Below are 18,282 nucleotides of genomic sequence, written 5' to 3'. Positions count from 1 at the left end.
CCCGGCAAGATCCACAAGGCACCCTTAGCGCGTGGCGAGCCGCTCCAGCAGGGCGGTGCTCCGTGCCAGCAACGCCCGCTCCTCGTCGGTGAGTTCGGCCTCGATGGCCTGCGCGAGCCAGCCGGCCCTGCGGCCGCGCTCCGCTTCCAGCGCGGCCCGGCCCGCGTCCGACAGTTCGACCAGCGACTTGCGGCCGTCCGTGGGGTGCGCCCGGCGCGTGATCAGGTTCTGTTCCATGAGGAGCCCCACCGACCGGGCCATCGACTGGGGGCGTACGCGCTGATCGGCGGCGAGGTCGCTGGTGGTCATGGCGCCGTTGCGGTCGAGCGCACCGAGCACGGCGGCCTGGCCCAGCGGGATGCGGTCCTCGTGCTTGACGCGTCGGGTGAGCTTGCCCATCGCGGTGCGCAGTTCGGCGGCGATGGCGGCGGCTTCCGAGGTGGGCATAGGGCACTTTACCCCGCTGGTCAGCGAGGTGTGCACCTGACCTGCACAGCAATGCTGTACAGCAAAACTGAACAGCATTGCTGTATGGTTTGGGAGGTCGGGCCCAGCGCCAGCGCTGTCGCAGCCGGGGCCGCGGCACACGACAACGGGAAGGAACTCCCATGTCCGCACAGGCAGTCGGAACAATCGACGCCACCATCGAGACCGTCACCGCCCGCCGGATCATCGACAGCCGGGGCAACCCCACGGTCGAGGTCGACGTCGTCCTGACGGACGGGTCGCTGGGGCGCGCGGCTGTCCCCTCCGGCGCCTCCACCGGCGCCCGGGAGGCCGTGGAACTGCGCGACGGTGACTCCGCGCGCTGGCACGGCAAGGGCGTCGACCGCGCGGTGGCCCACGTCAACGGGGAGATCGCGGCGTCCGCGCGCGGCCGGGACGCGGCGGACCAGGCGGGTCTCGACGCCGCACTGGTCGCCCTCGACGGCACCGCCACGAAGTCCCGGCTCGGCGCCAACGCGATCCTCGGCGTCTCCCTCGCCGCCGCCAAGGCCGCCGCGACGGCCCACCGCCAGCCCCTCTACCGCTACCTCGGCGGCGCCGACGCCCACCTCCTGCCGCTGCCGATGATGAACATCGTGAACGGCGGCGCCCACGCCGACAACCCGCTGGATTTCCAGGAGTTCATGATCGCGCCCGTGGGCGCGGACACCTTCGCCGAGGCCGTCCGCATGGGCAGCGAGGTCTTCCACACCCTGCGCCGCGATCTCCTGGCCGCCGGGCACTCCACGGGCGTCGGCGACGAGGGCGGCTTCGCGCCCGCGCTGCGCACCGCCGAGGAGGCGCTCGACTTCGTGATGAGCGCCATCGAGCGCACCGGCTACCGCCCGGGCACGGACATCGGCATCGTCATGGACCCGGCGTCGTCGGAGTTCTTCCGGGACGGGGTGTACGACTACGCGGGCGAGGGCGTGCGCCGCACCCCCTCCGAGAACGCCGACTACCTGACCAAGCTCATCGACACCTACCCGGTCGTCTCCATCGAGGACCCGATGGCGGAGAACGACCTGGACGGCTGGCGCGAGCTGACCGCCCGCGTCGGCGACCGCTGCCAGCTCACCGGCGACGACGTGTTCTGCACCAACGAGGCACTGCTGCGCGAGGGCATCCGCACCGGCGTCGGCAACTCGGTCCTGGTCAAGGTCAATCAGATCGGGACCCTGACCGAGGCCCTGGCCGCGGTCGCCATGGCCCACCAGGCGGGCTGGACGGCTGTGATGTCGCACCGCTCGGGCGAGACCGAGGACACCACCATCGCGGACCTGGCGGTGGCGACCGGCTGCGGCCAGATCAAGACCGGCTCGCTCTCCCGCTCCGACCGCACGGCGAAGTACAACCAACTGATCCGCATCGAAGAGGAGTTGGGCGACGCGGCGCGCTTCGCGGGCCGCTCGGCACTGCGTCGGGCGTGAACAGCGGACGGACGTAGAGACCACCGCGGGGCCCCGATCACGGTCGGGGCCGGGCGCGGGTCCGCGTGCGTGCGGGGGCCTTTCGCCTGATCAGGAGGCCGCGGTGGCCGATTCGTGGTCGGGACGCGCTACCCCCTTCGCGTCGAGGTACGCCCACGCCCTCGTGCCCGAGCGCAGCGTCACCTGGATCCTGGCGTAGTCGTCGACCTCGTAGTCGTCCGCGGCGGCGAGTTCAGCGTCCGTGATCGAGAAGACGGTGCCCTCGACATGGTCGCTCCGGTCCGCGGAGGCGACGACCAGGGGGTGCCGGTCGGTACCGCTGGCCGCGATCACGTCGGGGTCCGTGATCTCGATGTAGGTCATGCGGTAGCCGGGTAGCGCGTCGGGGGTGCCGTCGAGCAGCCGGCCGAACTGCGAGAGTTGGACCTGACCGGTCTGCAACGTTCCGTACGAGAACAACAGCTGGACGGCGGAGCCGGGCATGCGGAGACCTCCTGAGGGCTGTCACTGGAGTGACCGTCTCAACCTACCGTCGCCATCAACTCAGCCGCGGACGGCAGTGATCGCGCCAGTCCTCGGTCGCGGCAACGGCGCCGCCGGGCTCCTCGACAGTCTCGTCGCCGGGTCCTCGCCTCCCCCGGGGTCGCGGCGCGACTCCTCACGACCCCTGTGCGCCCCCGCAAGACCTCCTCAACCCGACTCGGCTCATTGCGAGTTGTTCGCAGTTGCCTCAAGATTGCTCGCCCGGTCAGTACGCAGCGGGGCTTCCCGTTCGTCGCCATGACCCGTGACCTGCCGATCACCTGGACGGCCGGCCAGGACCTTCGGACCGGCCGTGAGACCTGGGTTCCGGCCTCCCTCAGCTACGTCAACTACTACCCGGAACCGGCCGCCCGCGGGTGGGTCCCCCGGCCGCCCGTCGAGAGCGCGCTGGTCCTCGACCCGCTCCCGTTCTCCTGACACCGCCCCCGGACACCAGCACCCGACCCAAGGAGTCAGCGCATGCGTCTCGGGCTCGCCCTGGGCTACGGCGGAGAACCCGTCGAAGAGATCCTTCCCGTCGTCCAGCACGCCGACCGCATCGGCATCGACTCCGTATGGAGCGTGGAGGAGTACGGCCCCGGCGTCGTGAGCGTCCTCGGCTACCTCGCCACGACCACCGAGCACGTCAAGCTCGGCACCGCGATCATGCAGATCCCGGCCCGCACCCCGGCCGCCACAGCGATGACCGCCATGACCCTCGACATCCTCTCCCGCGGCCGCTTCCAGCTGGGCCTGGGCCTGTCCGTCCCGTGGATCGTCGAAGGCTGGCACGGCCTGCCGTACTCCCAGCCCCTGCGGCGCACCCGCGAGTACGTCGAGATCGTGCGCAAGGCCATCGCGCACACCGAACGCGTCGAACGCGACGGCGAGATCTATCCGTTGCCCTAGCGCGGCCCAGGCTCCAGCGGAACCGCTCGCCCCGTGAAGGCCGACATCCGGCCGCTGCGCCCGGCCCTCCCCCTCTACCTGGGGACGATCGGACCGCGCAACGTCGAGCTGACCGGCGAGATCGCCGACGGCTGGCTCGCCGGCCTGTACGCGCCCGAACACGAGGCCGCCCTGACCCGCCCCCTGGACGAGGGCCTGCGCCGCCGGCTTCGCCGCCCGCATCGGCGTCCATGACCTCTCCGCCTACCGGATCGTGGACTACCTGACCCTCATCGTCTTCACCTTCCTCGGCTCGGCTGCCACCGCGATCACGATCCTTGCCGGTCAGGAACTCGGCAGGGGCAGCCGTCAGGGCGCCGGGGCCTGGCACCGGACGGGTGCGAGGCTGCTCCTGCTGATGCTCGCCGTGCCGTCGGCGGCGGCGCTCGTCCTCGGCCCCGTCCTGCTCGGGTGGATCACCTCGGACGCCGTGGTCGCGGAGCGCGCCTGGGGCGCGGCTCCCCTGGCCCTGCTCAGCATGGCGCCCCTGGCAGCCGCCATGTCGTACGCCGCCCTGCTCCGCGCCGCCGGAGACACCCGGGCCGTCCTCATCACCTCCGTGACCAGCGACTACCTGCTGCTCATCCCCCTCGGCTGGCTCCTCGGCGTCCACGCCGGGCTCGGCCTGCCGGGCCTGCACCTGGCGTGGACCGCGTTCGGCACCCTCTACTGCGCACTGCTGCTCCCGCCGTACCGCGGGCGGTTCACGCGCGACCGGGTAGGGGAGAACCTGCCGAAGGCCCCGCAGGCGGACCTCACCTGAGGTCGCGTCAGCGTGCTCGGCAGCCTGCGGCCGCCTCAAAGCTGACATATCATCAGGAAAGTCGGCGTCGAGTCGGCATCAGTACCGATCTCATCAGGAGATGCCCATGAGGATGCTGATCAACGTTCCGGAGACCGTCGTCGACGACGCGCTGCGGGGCATGGCCGCCGCGCATCCCGAGCTCACCGTCGACGTCGAGCACCGGGTCGTCCTGCGGCGGGACGCGCCCGTCGCCGGGAAGGTCGCGCTCGTCTCCGGGGGCGGGTCGGGGCACGAGCCCCTGCACGGGGGGTTCGTGGGGCCCGGGATGCTCGCGGCCGCGTGTCCCGGAGAGGTCTTCACCTCACCCGTGCCCGATCAGATGGTGCGTGCCGCCGCCGCGGTCGACAGCGGGGCCGGGGTGCTCTTCGTCGTCAAGAACTACACCGGTGACGTGCTCAACTTCGAGATGGCCGCCGAACTCGCGGAGGACGAGGGCATCCAGATCGCCAAGGTGCTCGTCGACGACGACGTGGCGGTGCGGGACAGTCTGTACACCGCCGGGCGGCGCGGGACCGGGGCGACGCTCTTCGTGGAGAAGATCGCCGGAGCCTCGGCCGAGGAAGGTGCGCCGCTGGAGCGGGTGGAGGCCGTCGCGCGCCGGGTGAACGAGCGGTCGCGGAGCTTCGGCGTGGCGCTGAGCGCCTGCACCACGCCCGCGAAGGGCAGTCCAACCTTCGAACTACCCTCCGGTGAACTGGAGTTGGGTATCGGCATCCATGGGGAGCCGGGACGTGAACGGCGGCCCATGATGACCTCCCGTGAGATCGCGGACTTCGCCGTCGATGCCGTACTGGAGGACCTGCGGCCGTCCGGGCCGGTCCTCGCCCTGGTGAACGGGATGGGCGCCACGCCGCTGCTCGAACTGTACGGGTTCAACGCCGAGGTGCAGCGGGTGCTGGCCGAGCGCGGGATTCCGGTCGCCCGCACGCTGGTCGGCAACTACGTGACTTCACTCGACATGGCCGGATGCTCGGTGACACTCTGCGAGGCTGACGAGGAGCTGCTGCGGCTCTGGGACGCGCCCGTGCAGACGCCCGCGCTGCGCTGGGGCCGGTGAGAGGGAGATGCCAGAAGTGAACGAGTTCGACGCCGCGTTCTTCCGTCGTTGGCTGGCCACCGTCGCATCCGCCGTCGACCGTGAGGCCGAGCGCCTCACCGAGCTCGACTCGGCGATCGGCGACGCCGACCACGGGGCCAACCTGAAGCGGGGGTTCGCCGCCGTGACGGACGTCCTGGAGAAGGAGACCCTCGATACTCCGGGAGCCGTACTCGTCGCCGCGGGGCGGCAGTTGATCTCCACCGTCGGGGGCGCGTCCGGACCGCTGTACGGGACGCTGCTGCGCCGTACCGGCAAGGAGCTCGGCGACGCCCCCACCGTCACGCGCCAGGACCTGGCCGCGGCGCTCACCGAGGCGGTCGCCGCCGTCGGACAGCTCGGCGGGGCCCAGGTCGGGGACAAGACGATGCTGGACGCGCTCGTCCCGGCGGCCGAGGGGCTCGGCGACTCCTTCTCCGCCGCCCGGGACGCGGCCGAGCACGGCGCTGTCGCGACCGTGCCCCTCCAGGCGCGCAAGGGCAGGGCGAGCTATCTGGGCGAGCGCTCCATCGGGCATCAGGACCCGGGGGCGACCTCGTCGGCCCTGCTGATCGCCGCCCTGGCGGAGGTGGCTGCCGCGTGACCGGTCTGGTGGGCATCGTGCTCGTCTCGCACAGCGCCGCCGTCGCGGACGCCGTCGCCGCCCTGGCGCAGGGGCTCGCGGGCGGCGGCGCCATCGCTCCCGTCGCCGCCGCCGGGGGGACCTCCGACGGGGGTCTCGGCACCAGTTCCGAGCGGATCGTCGAGGCGGCGAAGACGGTCGACGGGGGCGCGGGGGTCGCCCTTCTGGTCGACCTCGGCAGCGCCGTCCTGACCGTGAAGGCGCTCCTCGCCGAGGGGGACGAGCTGCCGGCGGGGTCGCGGCTCGTGGACGCCCCGTTCGTCGAGGGCGCCGTCGCCGCCCTCGTCATGGCGAGCGCCGGCGGCGACCTCGACGCGGTGGTGGCGGCGGCCGCGGACGCGTACACGTACCGGAAGGGCTGAGCGGAGGGCCCGGCAGGGGGCGCGCCGGGCCCGGACGTAACGGAACGAGGGCCCGGAGGCGCAAGGGGTGAGCGGGGGCCGGAAGGGGTGCGGGGGCGCGCGCGAGATCCGTCACACACCGTCCGCAGGGGGCTCTGTGTTGTGATGTACCTGGTCAACCCACTAATGTCACAGCGCCTTGGTGTACGGGAAACCGGTGCGGTACCGGTGCGGCCCTCGCCACTGTGATCGGGAAGTCCGGCTCCATCCCTCCGGGGAAGCCACTGGACCGCCGCGGGAGACCGCGGTGGTGTGGGAAGGCGGAGCCGCGGCGGCATGACCCGTCAGCCAGGAGACCGGCCGAGGTGCGTTGTCCATCCACGAGGTGCTGGAGAGGTCTCCCAACCATGCATATAGCCGAGGGGTATCTGCCCCCTGTGCACGCGGCCGCCTGGGGCGTCGCGTCCGCTCCCTTTGTCGTCCACGGTGTCCGCGCGCTGACCCGTGAGGTCAAGGCCAATCCCGAGTCCACCCTGCTGCTCGGTGCGTCCGGTGCGTTCACCTTCGTCCTGTCCGCGCTCAAGATTCCGTCGGTGACGGGCAGTTGCTCGCACCCGACCGGTACGGGGCTGGGCGCGATCCTGTTCCGGCCGCCGGTGATGGCGGTCCTGGGCACGATCACCCTGCTGTTCCAGGCGCTGCTGCTCGCCCACGGCGGGCTCACCACGCTCGGCGCCAACGTCTTCTCGATGGCGATCGTCGGCCCGTGGGCCGGTTTCGGTACGTACTGGCTGCTGCGCCGCTTCGACGTGCCGCTCATGGTGAGTGTGTTCTTCGGTGCGTTCGTCGCCGACCTGTCGACGTACTGCGTGACCAGCGTGCAGCTCGCGCTGGCCTTCCCGGACCCGGGCAGCGGTGTGCTCGGGGCGCTGGCGAAGTTCGGCGGGATCTTCGCCGTCACGCAGCTTCCGCTCGCGGTCAGCGAGGGTCTGCTGACGGTGCTCGTGATGCGCCTGCTCACGCAGTCCAGCAAGGGCGACCTGACCCGGCTCGGGGTCCTGCTCCCGTCCCGGAAGAAGAACGAGAACGCGGAGGCGAGCGCCTGATGAGCCGGAACGCGAAGATCAACACGCTGCTGCTGCTCGTCGTCGCGGCGCTGGCGGTGCTCCCGCTGGTGCTGGGACTCGGCGACCACAAGGAGGAGCCGTTCGCCGGGGCCGACGCCGAGGCCGAGACGGCGATCACGGAGATCGCTCCCGACTACGAGCCCTGGTTCAGCCCGCTCTACGAGCCGGCCTCCGGAGAGATCGAGTCGGCGCTCTTCGCCCTGCAGGCCGCGCTCGGCGCGGGTGTCCTCGCCTACTACTTCGGCCTGCGCAAGGGCCGTAGGCAGGGTGAGGTCCGGGCCGGGGAGAAGACGCCGGTGGCAGCGTCCGGCAACGAGTAGCCCGGTGCTGCCGATCGACGCGGCGGCGCACAGCAGTCGCTGGCGCCGCCGTCACCCGTGCGAGAAAGCGGTGCTCGGATTCGGTCTGACGGTCTGCGCGGTGTGTCTGCCGCCGTGGCCGGGTGCCGTTCTGGTCGCGGCCGCCACCCTGACCGTCCTGCTCGGGCCGGCGGGGGTGCCGGGGCGCCAGTTGTGGCGCGCGTTCCGCATCCCGCTGGGCTTCTGTGTGACGGGGGCGATCCCGCTGCTCTTCGAGGTGGGCGGTGACCGCGGGCTCGTCGTGTTCGCGCACAACGGTCCTGTCCACGCGGGTGAGCTGCTGCTGAGGACCTCGTCCGCGTCCCTGGGCGTACTGCTGTTCGCCCTCACCACGCCCGTCTCCGACGTGCTGCCGCGGCTCGTACGGGCCGGGGTGCCGGCGCCTGTGGTGGACGTGGCCCTGGTGATGTACCGGATCAGCTTTCTGCTTCTGGATGCGATATCCAAAATCCGACAGGCGCAGGCGGCCCGGTTGGGGCTGACCACGCGGGCGGCGACCTGGCGCTCACTCGCCGGGCTCGGCGCGACGGCGTTCGTACGCGCCTTCGACCGGGCGCAGCGCCTGCAGACGGGCCTCGCCGGCCGGGGTTACGACGGGACGCTGCGGGTCCTGGTGCCCGAGGCCGCGGTCTCGGGCCGGTTCCTCGCCTCGACGGCCGGCCTGCTCACCGGTCTCGTCGCCCTCACTCTCGTACTGGAAAGGTCCCTGCCGTGAGTCCTGCGCCACCTGTCGTGGAACTGGTGAAGGCCACGTTCGCCTACGAGGACGGGCCGGTCGTCCTCGACGGCATCGACTTCGCCGTGCCGGAAGGCCGGGCGATGGCCCTGCTCGGCCGTAACGGCGGCGGCAAGACGACGATGCTGCGGCTGCTGAGCGGCGGCCTGCGCTGCGGCAGCGGCGCGCTCCGGCTGGACGGCGAGGACGTGTCGTACGACCGGAAGGGGCTGACCCGGCTGCGCACCACCGTGCAGCTGGTCGTCCAGGATCCGGACGACCAGCTCTTCGCCGCGTCGGTCGGACAGGACGTGTCGTTCGGGCCCATGAATCTGGGGCTTCCGGAGGAGGAGGTACGGCTCCGGGTGCGCGAGGCGCTGGAGGCGCTGGACATCGTCGCGCTGGAGGACCGGCCGACGCACCTGCTCTCCTACGGCCAGCGGAAGCGGGCCGCGATCGCGGGCGCCGTGGCGATGCGCCCCCGGGTCCTCATCATGGACGAGCCGACGGCCGGGCTCGATCCGCACGGGCAGGAGCGACTGCTTGAGGTGCTCGGCCGGCTGCGGGATTCGGGTACGACGGTGGTCATGGCGACCCACGACGTCGACCTGGCGCTGCGCTGGGCCGACGAGGCGGCCGTCCTGTCGCCGCAGGGTCTGCGGACCGGCCCGATCGAGGAGCTGCTCGCGGACGACGCGCTGCTCGCCGCGGCCCGGCTGCGACGCCCGTGGGGCATGGCCGTGACCCGGCTGCTTCGCGCGCAGGGCCTGCTCGGCCCGGACGGTGAGGGCCCGCGCACGGCGGAGGACCTGGACAGCTGGGTACCGACGACCTGAGGCGCCCACCCCCGCGCCTCCCCCGCACCACCTCCACCCCACCTGAGGCCCCCGGCGGAACCCCGCCCGGGGGTCTTGTCGTGTCGCCACGTCGCGCAGATCACGCCCCCACCGTTATGCAACTTGTTGCACAAGCGGCCTCGGCTCGTCTACAACAGTCCTGACGACACTGCGCGAGGAGGCGCCCCCTCATGACCTCGACCCCGTACCCGCACCTGCTGAGCCCGCTCGACCTCGGCTTCACCACCCTGCCCAACCGGGTGCTCATGGGTTCCATGCACGTCGGCCTCGAAGAGACCGAGAACGGCTTCGAGCGCATGGCCGCCTTCTACGCCGAGCGCGCCCGCGGCGGTGTCGGACTCATCGTGACCGGCGGCATCGCGCCCAACGAGGCGGGCCGTCCCTGGGACGGCGGCGCCAAGCTGACCACCGAGGAGGAGGTCGCCGAGCACCGGCTCATCACCGACGCCGTGCACGGCGAGGGCGGGCGGATCGCGATGCAGATCCTGCATTTCGGCCGGTACGCCTACCACCCGGCCCTCGTCGCCCCCAGTGCGATCCAGGCGCCGATCAGCCCCTTCGTACCCAACGAGCTCTCCGACGCCGAGGTCGAGCAGACCGTCGAGGACTACGCCCGCTGCGCCGAGCTCGCCAAGGCCGCCGGGTACGACGGCGTCGAGGTCATGGGCTCCGAGGGCTACCTCATCAACGAGTTCATCGCGGCCGCCACCAACCACCGCACCGACCGCTGGGGCGGCAGCTACGAGAACCGGGTCCGCTTCCCCCTGGAGATCGTCCGCCGGATCCGCGAGCGGGTGGGCGAGGACTTCATCGTCGTCTACCGCCTCTCGATGCTGGACCTCGTCCCGGGCGGTTCGACGCTGGAGGAGGTCGTCTCCCTCGCCAAGGAGATCGAGGCCGCCGGCGCGACGATCATCAACACCGGCATCGGCTGGCACGAGGCGCGTATCCCCACGATCGCGACCTCGGTCCCGCGCGGCGCGTACACCTGGGTCACCAAGAAGCTGATGGGCGCGGTGGGCATCCCGCTCGTCACCAGCAACCGCATCAACACCCCCGAGGTCGCCGAGGAGATCCTCGCCGAGGGACGCGCCGACATCGTCTCCATGGCCCGGCCCTTCCTCGCCGACCCCGACTTCGTGGCCAAGGCCGCCGCGGACCGCGCCGACACCATCAACACCTGCATCGGCTGCAACCAGGCCTGCCTCGACCACACCTTCAGCCTGAAGATCACCTCCTGCCTGGTGAACCCGCGCGCCTGCCACGAGACCGAGCTGGTCCTCTCCCCCACCCGGCTCACCAAGCGCATCGCCGTCGTCGGCGCGGGCCCGGCCGGGCTCGCCTTCTCCGTCTCCGCCGCCGAACGCGGCCACTCCGTCACCCTGTTCGACGCCGCCGGAGAGATCGGCGGCCAGCTGAACATCGCCAAGCGGGTGCCGGGCAAGGAGGAGTTCGACGAGACGCTGCGCTACTTCCGTACCCAGCTCGACGAGCGCGGGGTCGAGGTCCGGCTGAACACCCCGGTCGCGGCCGGGGACCTGGACGGTTACGACGAGGTCGTCGTCGCCACCGGAGTCACCCCGCGCACCCCGGAGATCGAGGGCGTCGACCACCCGAGCGTCGTCAGCTACCTGGACGTCCTGCGCGACGGCGCACCGGTCGGCGAGCGCGTCGCGATCCTCGGCGCGGGCGGCATCGGCTTCGACGTCGCCGAGTTCCTCACCGACGGCGGCGAGGGCGCGAGCCAGGACCCCGAGACGTACTTCAAGCAGTGGGGTGTCGACACCTCGTACGAGACCCGCGGCGGGCTGCGCGCCCCCGAGCGCCCCCGGCCCCCGCGTCAGGTGCACCTGCTCCAGCGCAAGACGACCAAGGTCGGCGCGGGCCTCGGCAAGACCACCGGCTGGATCCACCGCGCCGAGATGAAGCACCGCGGCGTCACCATGGTCGCGGGCGCCACGTACGAGCGGATCGACGACGACGGCCTGCACATCACGATCGGCGGCGAGCCGCAGACGGTCGCCGTCGACACCGTCGTCCTCTGCACGGGCCAGGAGCCGCGCCGCGGTCTGTACGAGGAGCTGATCGCGGCGGGCCGCACGGCGCACCTCATCGGCGGCGCCGACGTGGCCGCGGAGCTGGACGCCAAGCGCGCCATCTACCAGGGCACGCGGCTGGCGGCCACCCTGTGATCGTCCCGGTGCGCCGAACCTAGGATGCGTGCATGTCCCTCCCGCACGCGATCCTCACGGCGCTGCTCGAGAAGCCGTCCTCCGGCCTTGAGCTGACGCGGCGCTTCGACCGGTCGATCGGCTACTTCTGGTCGTCCACGCACCAGCAGATCTATCGCGAGCTGGGCAAGCTGGAGCAGGCGGGGCAGATCCGCGCCCTGCCCGCTCCGGTACCGGCGCGCGGCCAGAAGAAGGAGTACGAGGTGCTGCCCGCGGGCCGCGCCGAGCTGGCCGACTGGGTCGGGCGGACCGAGGATCCCAAGCCGATGCGCTCCGCCCTCCTGCTGCGGATGCGGGCCGCGGCGGTCGTCGGCGCGCCCGGGATGCGGGACGAGTTGCGTCGCCATCTCGACCTGCACCAGCAGCAGTTGGAGGAGTACCTCGCGATCGAGGTACGGGACTTCCCGCCGGCGCGCCGGGAGAGCGAGCCGGACCGGTTGCGCCATCTCGTCCTGCGGGGCGGGATCGACCTGGAGCGCTTCTGGGTGGAGTGGCTGAGCCACGCGCTCGCCGAGCTGGAGGGATAGCCCGGCGGCCGGGGCGCGCGACGCGGGACCTGGTCACGGCGGGAGGGCTACTCCCCCGCGGCGGCCTTCCGCCAGGCCGCGTCGCGCAGCAGGCGCAGGCCGTTGAGCCCCACCAGAACGGTCGAGCCCTCGTGGCCCGCCACGCCCAGCGGCAGCGGAAGGTAGCCCGCGAGGTCCCAGATCGCCAGGGCCCCGATGCAGGTGCCCGCGATCACCAGGTTCTGGATCACGAGGCGGCGGGCGCGGCGCGAGAGGGCCACGACCGCGGGGACCGTGGCCAGTTCGTCGCGTACGACGACGGCGTCGGCGGTCTCCAGGGCCAGATCGGAGCCTGCCCGGCCCATCGCGATGCCGCTGTGGGCGGCGGCCAGGGCGGGGGCGTCGTTGACGCCGTCACCGACCACCAGGACCCGGGAGCCGGCCCGTTCCCACTCCCGTACCGCCGCGACCTTGTCCTGGGGCAGGAGCCCGGCCCGTACGTCGGTGATGCCGGTCCGCTCCGCGATCCGGCCGGCCGCGCCCGCGTTGTCGCCGGTCAGCAGGGTGGGTGTGGTGCCGGTGAGGCGGGCCAGGGCTGCGACCGCTTCGGGGGCGCCGTCCCGGAGCCGGTCGGTGAGCGTGAGGACGGCGACGCGGTCGCCGTCGACGACGACTTCGACGGCGGTGTCGTCGTGCCCGCCATCGGCCCGGCGCACGCGCACCTCGCGGCCGTCGACCGTCGCCCGTACGCCCTCGCCCGGCACCGAGGTGAAGTCGCGAGCCTCGGCGACGCGCAGTCCGCGGTCCCGCGCGGCGGCCACCACGGCACGGGCGAGCGGGTGTTCGCTGGGGAGTTCGGCCGCGGCGGCGAGGGCGAGCGCCTCCGGGTCGCCCTCGACGGCGGTGACGCGCGGCGCGCCCTCGGTGAGGGTGCCGGTCTTGTCGAGCGCGACCCGGTCGACCGTGCCCAGGCGTTCCATCACCACGGCGGATTTGACGAGCACGCCGTGGCGGCCGGCGGTGGCGATCGCGGAGAGCAGCGGCGGCATGGTGGCGAGGACGACCGCGCAGGGCGAGGCCACGATCATGAAGGTCATGGCGCGGAGCAGCACACTGGCGAAGTCGCCGCCGAGGGCGAGGGGGACGGCGAAGAGCGCGAGGGTGGCGACGACCACGCCGACCGAGTAGCGCTGTTCGATCTTCTCGATGAAGAGCTGGGTGGGCGCCTTGGTGGCACTGGCCTCCTCGACGAGCGCGACGATCCGGGCGATGACGGAGCCGGCCGCGTCCTTGTCCACCCGTACGCGCAGGGCGCCCGTTCCGTTGAGGGTCCCTGCGTAGACCTCGGCGCCGGGCGTCTTGGCCGTGGGCAGCGACTCCCCGGTGATGGTGGCCTGGTCGACGTCGCTCGCGCCGTCGAGCACGGTCCCGTCGGCGGGCAGCCGCTCCCCCGGCCGTACGAGAACGGTGTCGCCGATCCTCAGGTCGGTGACGTCCACCGACTCCTCGGCGCCGGCACTCGTGAGGCGTACCGCTCGCGCGGGGGCGAGGTCGAGGAGTCCGCGCACGGAGTCGGCGGTGCGGCGGGTGGCGAGCGCCTCCAGAGCGCCGGAGACGGCGAAGATGACGATGAGCAGACCGCCGTCGAGGTACTGGCCGATGGCGGCGGCGCCTACGGCCGCGACCACCATGAGGAGGTCGACGTCGAGGGACTTCTCGCGCAGCGCCTTGAGGCCCTCCCAGCCGGGTTCCCAGCCGCCGGCGACGTAGCAGACCGCGTAGAGGGGGCCCCAGGCCCAGGCGGGGGCGCCGGCCAGGTCCAGCGGCAGGGCGAGCAGGAAGGCGACGGCGGACAGGGCCGCCCAGCGGACCTCAGGCAGGTCGGACACGCGGGTGCGGCGGGAGAGCGGGGCCTTGTCCGCGAGGGCCGCGGTCCGGGCGTCGAGCACCGGGGAAGCCATGGGTGGACACCTCTTCGATCGGGGACGGCGGTGCGCCATGGAGGGCGGGGCGACACCACCATAGCGGAATACATGAAGAGGTCTTCATTCATAAGTTTATCGACGCGGTTACGATGAGCGCATGGGACACGGAGCGAACGGCGGGACGACCCCGGCAACCCACCTGGACGCGGAGTCCGCGGCCACGATCGCCGCCACGCTCCAGGCCCTCGCGACGCCCTCCCGGCTGATGATCCTCACCAAGCTGCGCCAGGGGCCGTGCGGAGTGACCGAACTGGCCTCCGCCGTCGAGATGGAGCAGTCCGCCGTCTCCCACCAGCTGCGCCTGCTGCGCGCGCTGGGCCTGGTGACCGGGGTGCGGCAGGGCCGCCGGATCGAGTACAGCCTCTACGACAACCACGTCGCCCAACTCCTCGACGAGGCCGTCTACCACATCGAGCACCTCCGTCTCGGCACCCGCGACGTGCCCGGGGAGACGGTGGATACTGGGACCTCGTAGACCGACCTCATTACGGGGAAAGGGCGGGGATGACGGACGAGTTGGACCACCGCGGGACACGTCACGCGGTGGTCGTCGGGGGAAGTCTCGCGGGCCTGCTGGCGGCGCGCGTACTCAGCGAACACGCCGAGAGGGTCACGGTCGTCGAGCGCGACCGCTTCCCGGAAGGACCGGACGCCCGGCCGGGCGTACCGCAGTCCCGGCACGTACACGTACTGCTCGACGCCGGACAGCAGGCGCTCGACGAACTGCTCCCCGGATTCACGGGAGAACTCCGCGAACTCGGCGCTCCCCGCGTGGGGATGCCCGAGGACATGGTCCAGTGGCAGAACGGGCGTTGGTTCAGCCGCCTTCCGGCCACCACACACCTCTACACCGGGCCACGGGCCCAGTTGGAGTGGCTGGTGCGCCGTCGGGTCCTCGCCGATCCCCGGATCGAGACGGTGCAGGGCACCGAGACCGTCGGGCTGATCGGTGACGCCTCGCGGGTGCGCGGCGTCCTGCTGCGCGAGCGCGGATCGGGGAACCCGAGGGAGAGCCGCACCCTGAAGGCCGATCTGGTGGTCGACGCCTCGGGCCGTGGCACGCACGCCCCGGACTGGCTCGCCGCGATCGGCGCGGAGGCCCCGCACGAGGAGACGATCGACACGGGCCTGTCGTACGCGACCCGGATGTACCGCGCCGGCGCGGACCCGGACATGGACGCGCTCGGCTTCAACGTCGTCCCCAACCCCGAGCAGGTGTACGGCGGCGTGGTGCTGCCCATCGGGGACGGGCGCCATCTGGTCACCCTGTCCGGGCTCCGGGACGACCGGCCGCCGACCGACGACGACGGGTTCGAGGCGTTCGCGGCGAAGCTCCCTCACCCCGTCCTGAGCGAGTGGCTGGCGAAGGCCACGCCGGAGTCCCCGGTCCACGGCTTCCGGCAGACCGCCAACATCCGCCGCCGGTACGACCGTCCGGGCCGGCGGCCCGCCGGGTTCCTCGCCACCGGCGACGCGCTGTGCGCCTTCAACCCGATCTACGGACAGGGCATGACCGTCGCCGCCCTGAACGCGGTCGCCCTGCGCAAGGCCCTGTCCGACCCCCGGAACACGCCGACCACGCGGACCGTGCAGAAGTCGCTGCTCGACTCCTCGAAGCAGGCCTGGGACATCTCCGCGGGCGCGGACAAGAACATGCCGGGCGCCACGGGCAACGCGATCACCGCGCGGGCGGTGGACAAGCCGGTGGGCTGGTATTTGGGCCGGCTGCAGCAGCGGTACGGCGGCGATCCGGTGGTGGGCGCCGCGTTCCGCTCGGTGCTGACTCTGACCGCCCCGATGACCACGCTCTTCGCCCCGGCGGTGGCCCGCGCCGTGCTCTTCGGCCCGGTGCCACGGACACCCACGGAGCCGCCGCTGCGGCGCGCGGGGTAGGCGACGTTCGGCGGGCCGGACGGCGGCGCGAGGTAGGCGGTGGCGCGGGCGGGCGTCAGACGCCCGGTGCCGCCGTGATGACGCCGGCGGCGATCGCCGCGCTCAGGGCCGTGTGGTCGTCGGCGTTCTGGTTCACGTAACGCATCGCGAAGTCGGCGACGGCACGGTCGAAGACGTCCGAGGAGCCGAGGTACGCGGCGATCGCGATGCGGTCGCCGGAGCGGGCGTGGGCGCGGGCCAGAGCGCGGCCGCAGAGACCGGCGTACGCGCGGAGCGTGGCCGGGGACATCGTCTCCACCTCGGCCGAGCCCTTCATGTCGCGCAGCTGCCGCCAGTAGAAGTGGCGCTTCTCGGGGCCGGTCATCCAGCCGAGGAAGATGTCGCTGGCGGCCTGCATGAGCCGCTGCCCGTGCACGACCCGCTCGCCCTGGTGCGTGTACGGGCTCGGCGGCAGGTACGGCTCCAGGACCGAGCGGCCGGCCTCCTTGATCTGGAGCATCAACGGGTCACCGTCGTCCCGTCCTTCCAGCAGCAGGATGAAGCAGCGCGTGCCGACACTGCCGACTCCGACGACCTTGCGGGCGGCGTCGACGTAGTGGAAGCGGTCCAGGAGCACACGGCGTTCCGCGGAGAGCGAGCTTCGGTAGTCGCTGAAGATCTTGCCGAGGTTGACCCGGTCGATGTCGGCGGCCCGTTCGAGCAGGGGCGGGTCGTCGACGATGTGCCGGGCGCCGGTCTCGTCCACGGCGGTGAGCTTGCCGAAGGCCTGGAGGCTGGTGCGGCGGCGGGCGTGGGCGAGGCGGTCCTCGAACCTGGCGCGCCGGTCGGCGCGGACCAGCGGCGCCAGGTCGTCGGCGTCGATCCGCTCGTACCAGACGGTGAGCTCACGGAGGCCCGAGAGGCGGCGCATGGCGGTGCGGTACGCCTCGACGGCGACCAGGGCGGCCCGGTGGGCCTTGGCCTTCGTGGTGCCGTTCTGGAGGGCGGCGACGGCCACGCTGGCGGCGAGCCGCTTGACGTCCCACTCGAAGGGGCCCGGCAGCGTCTCGTCGAAATCGTTGACGTCGAAGAGAAGCGCCCGTTCGGGTGAGGCGTAGACGCCGAAGTTGAGCAGGTGGGCGTCGCCGCAGAGCTGCACGGTGAGGCCCGTGTGCCGTTGCGCGGAGAGGTCGGCGGCCATGACGGCGGCGGCTCCGCGCAGGAACGCGAACGGTGAGACGACCATCCTGCCGTACCGGATCGGGACCAGCTCGGGCACCCGGTCCACCGACTGCCGTTGCAGGACGGTCAGCGGGTCGGGGCGCTGCGAGGAGGGTATCCAGCGGCCGTGCGAGGACCGCGGCACGATCTTGCGGGCCTTCTTGCCCAGTTCGGCCCGCGCTGCCGGTGATGTCATCCGGCCTCACCCGCCTCTTTCGCAGCTGCATGCGGTTGAGACTCATTACAAGGTCAGACCGGTCTGCGCGCACCCCGGGGCGGTCCCGGATTCAGCCACTCCCGTCGCCACCTCTTCCTTAATGGTTTAGACCAATGATAGGAATTGATCACCCCGGCGAATCAGACTGTCACGCTGAGCAAAGAGAGGGGTTGGAACATGGCTGAGCCCGAACCCGAGCAGGATGCTGCGGTCCCGCTCTATCTGAAGGTCGCCGCCGCCCTGCGTGGCGACCTCGCCGAGCGGCGCATCGATCCCGGCAGCCGGCTCCCGTCCGAGCGCTGCCTCGCGCACCGCTACCACGTCAACCGGCAGACCGTACGCAGCGCACTCCAGCTGCTGCGCGAGGAACGACTCGTCGTGACCGACCGACGCGGCACCTTCGCGGCGGGTACCGGACACGAGCCGCGCGAACCGGTCCTGACGGTCCGTCGGCAGACGTTCCCCGGTGGCGCGGAGGCCGCGGGCGCGCTCGTGCGCTCCGCGCTCACCTGGGAGGCGCCGCCGGCCGGACTGGTGGGGCGGCTGGGGCTCGTACCCGGCGAGCCGACACTCGTCCACCGGCATGTCGTCCTGTCCCCCGGCGGGAACCCGATGCAGCGTTCGGTGTCCTGGTTCTCCCGGGCCGCGCTGAACGAGATCCCGCAACTCGCGAGGTACCGGCGGACCAGAGGCTCCGCCCTCCAGCCGGACCTGCGGCTGCTCTACCACTGGATGCACCAGGCCGGGCTCCGGCTCACCCGGCGTGAGTCGATCGGCGTGCCGCCGGCCGCCCCGGCGGGGGTCGGAAGGGGCGCGCCCCGGCTGGTCGTCCACCGGACGGTGTGCGACCAGCACGGGCACGCGCTGGAGATCACGGACATCGACTGCGCGGCCCAGGGGGTCTCCTGGACCTACGAGTTCAGCGGCTGAGGCGCGGGATCG

General features: G+C 72.2%; 19 protein-coding genes, 1 pseudogene and 1 riboswitch. Of the genes and pseudogenes, 16 read left to right on the top strand and 4 right to left on the bottom strand.

All coding sequences use genetic code 11. The annotated features are described in order from the left end of the window. Nucleotides 1-24: 24 nt before the first annotated feature. Nucleotides 25-447, bottom strand: coding sequence for a MarR family winged helix-turn-helix transcriptional regulator (locus M5362_RS28360; protein WP_260230653.1), 423 nt, complete (start codon nucleotides 445-447; stop codon nucleotides 25-27). A 161-nt stretch (nucleotides 448-608) separates the two neighbouring features. Between M5362_RS28360 and eno the strand changes: the two genes are divergently transcribed. After that, nucleotides 609-1,916 (top strand): phosphopyruvate hydratase, encoded by a 1,308-nt coding sequence (eno, locus tag M5362_RS28355; RefSeq protein WP_260230652.1) that lies wholly within the window; start codon nucleotides 609-611, stop codon nucleotides 1,914-1,916. A gap of 90 nt (nucleotides 1,917-2,006) precedes the next feature. On the opposite strand, the gene M5362_RS28350 is transcribed toward eno, so the two are convergent. Then, nucleotides 2,007-2,399 (bottom strand): gamma-glutamylcyclotransferase family protein, encoded by a 393-nt coding sequence (locus tag M5362_RS28350; RefSeq protein ID WP_260230651.1) that lies wholly within the window; start codon nucleotides 2,397-2,399, stop codon nucleotides 2,007-2,009. A 186-nt stretch (nucleotides 2,400-2,585) separates the two neighbouring features. Here M5362_RS28350 and M5362_RS28345 point away from each other — a divergent pair, with 186 nt between their 5' ends. The 12 genes and pseudogenes from M5362_RS28345 (at nucleotide 2,586) to M5362_RS28290 (ending at nucleotide 12,066) form a co-directional block, all read left to right on the top strand. After that, nucleotides 2,586-2,876 carry a YcaO-like family protein gene (locus M5362_RS28345; protein WP_260230650.1) on the top strand — a complete coding sequence of 97 codons (291 nt, stop codon included), beginning with the start codon at nucleotides 2,586-2,588 and terminating at the stop codon, nucleotides 2,874-2,876. 42 nt (nucleotides 2,877-2,918) lie between these two features. Then, nucleotides 2,919-3,581, top strand: a pseudogene (locus M5362_RS28340) (LLM class flavin-dependent oxidoreductase). Nucleotides 3,582-3,600: 19 nt separating this feature from the next. Further along, the gene (locus M5362_RS28335; protein ID WP_260230649.1) at nucleotides 3,601-4,149 is read left to right on the top strand and encodes an MATE family efflux transporter; all 549 of its coding nucleotides are present in this window, start codon (nucleotides 3,601-3,603) and stop codon (nucleotides 4,147-4,149) included. 106 nt (nucleotides 4,150-4,255) lie between these two features. Further along, entirely contained in the window at nucleotides 4,256-5,248 is a 993-nt protein-coding gene (gene dhaK, locus M5362_RS28330) for a dihydroxyacetone kinase subunit DhaK (protein WP_260230648.1), read from the top strand. Between the two features lie 7 nt (nucleotides 5,249-5,255). Then, nucleotides 5,256-5,870 carry a dihydroxyacetone kinase subunit DhaL gene (gene dhaL / locus M5362_RS28325; RefSeq protein ID WP_374214538.1) on the top strand — a complete coding sequence of 205 codons (615 nt, stop codon included), beginning with the start codon at nucleotides 5,256-5,258 and terminating at the stop codon, nucleotides 5,868-5,870. Then, nucleotides 5,867-6,271 carry a PTS-dependent dihydroxyacetone kinase phosphotransferase subunit DhaM gene (locus M5362_RS28320; RefSeq protein ID WP_260230646.1) on the top strand — a complete coding sequence of 135 codons (405 nt, stop codon included), beginning with the start codon at nucleotides 5,867-5,869 and terminating at the stop codon, nucleotides 6,269-6,271. The genes dhaL and M5362_RS28320 overlap by 4 nt, the downstream gene beginning before the upstream one ends. A 134-nt stretch (nucleotides 6,272-6,405) precedes the next feature. Next, nucleotides 6,406-6,630, top strand: a riboswitch (cobalamin riboswitch). A gap of 27 nt (nucleotides 6,631-6,657) precedes the next feature. Next, nucleotides 6,658-7,356 (top strand): energy-coupling factor ABC transporter permease, encoded by a 699-nt coding sequence (locus M5362_RS28315; RefSeq protein WP_260230645.1) that lies wholly within the window; start codon nucleotides 6,658-6,660, stop codon nucleotides 7,354-7,356. Next, nucleotides 7,356-7,697, top strand: a complete 342-nt coding sequence (locus M5362_RS28310; RefSeq protein ID WP_260230644.1) for an energy-coupling factor ABC transporter substrate-binding protein — start codon at nucleotides 7,356-7,358, stop codon at nucleotides 7,695-7,697. Before M5362_RS28315 ends, M5362_RS28310 begins: the two co-directional genes overlap by 1 nt. Before the next feature lie 4 nt (nucleotides 7,698-7,701). Continuing rightward, nucleotides 7,702-8,451, top strand: coding sequence for a cobalt ECF transporter T component CbiQ (gene cbiQ, locus M5362_RS28305; RefSeq protein ID WP_260230643.1), 750 nt, complete (start codon nucleotides 7,702-7,704; stop codon nucleotides 8,449-8,451). Further along, entirely contained in the window at nucleotides 8,448-9,287 is an 840-nt protein-coding gene (locus tag M5362_RS28300; RefSeq protein WP_260230642.1) for an ATP-binding cassette domain-containing protein, read from the top strand. The genes cbiQ and M5362_RS28300 overlap by 4 nt, the downstream gene beginning before the upstream one ends. Nucleotides 9,288-9,478: 191 nt before the next feature. Then, complete coding sequence (locus tag M5362_RS28295; protein ID WP_260230641.1) at nucleotides 9,479-11,500, top strand: NADPH-dependent 2,4-dienoyl-CoA reductase; 2,022 nt, start codon at nucleotides 9,479-9,481, stop codon at nucleotides 11,498-11,500. Nucleotides 11,501-11,532: 32 nt separating this feature from the next. Continuing rightward, entirely contained in the window at nucleotides 11,533-12,066 is a 534-nt protein-coding gene (locus tag M5362_RS28290) for a PadR family transcriptional regulator (RefSeq protein ID WP_260230640.1), read from the top strand. Between the two features lie 47 nt (nucleotides 12,067-12,113). Here M5362_RS28290 and M5362_RS28285 read toward each other — a convergent pair whose 3' ends face one another. After that, complete coding sequence (locus tag M5362_RS28285) at nucleotides 12,114-14,006, bottom strand: heavy metal translocating P-type ATPase (RefSeq protein WP_260230639.1); 1,893 nt, start codon at nucleotides 14,004-14,006, stop codon at nucleotides 12,114-12,116. Between the two features lie 121 nt (nucleotides 14,007-14,127). On the opposite strand from M5362_RS28285, the gene M5362_RS28280 reads away from it, so the two are divergent. Continuing rightward, a complete protein-coding gene (locus M5362_RS28280; protein WP_260230638.1) occupies nucleotides 14,128-14,505 on the top strand; it encodes a metalloregulator ArsR/SmtB family transcription factor in 378 nt (125 codons plus the stop codon). 29 nt (nucleotides 14,506-14,534) lie between these two features. Next, nucleotides 14,535-15,923 carry an NAD(P)/FAD-dependent oxidoreductase gene (locus M5362_RS28275; protein WP_260230637.1) on the top strand — a complete coding sequence of 463 codons (1,389 nt, stop codon included), beginning with the start codon at nucleotides 14,535-14,537 and terminating at the stop codon, nucleotides 15,921-15,923. A gap of 55 nt (nucleotides 15,924-15,978) precedes the next feature. Here the strand turns inward: M5362_RS28275 and M5362_RS28270 are convergent, their stop codons facing one another. Further along, entirely contained in the window at nucleotides 15,979-17,319 is a 1,341-nt protein-coding gene (locus tag M5362_RS28270; RefSeq protein WP_260230636.1) for a DUF2252 domain-containing protein, read from the bottom strand. A 198-nt stretch (nucleotides 17,320-17,517) separates the two neighbouring features. Between M5362_RS28270 and M5362_RS28265 the strand changes: the two genes are divergently transcribed. Then, the gene (locus M5362_RS28265; RefSeq protein ID WP_260230635.1) at nucleotides 17,518-18,270 is read left to right on the top strand and encodes a GntR family transcriptional regulator; all 753 of its coding nucleotides are present in this window, start codon (nucleotides 17,518-17,520) and stop codon (nucleotides 18,268-18,270) included. Nucleotides 18,271-18,282 lie beyond the last annotated feature (12 nt).

Origin of the sequence: Streptomyces sp. Je 1-79 (assembly GCF_025195125.1) — a bacterium.
Lineage (GTDB): Bacteria > Actinomycetota > Actinomycetes > Streptomycetales > Streptomycetaceae > Streptomyces.
Note: the sequence above shows the minus strand (reverse complement) of the source record. Positions and strands in the feature narration are given on the sequence as shown.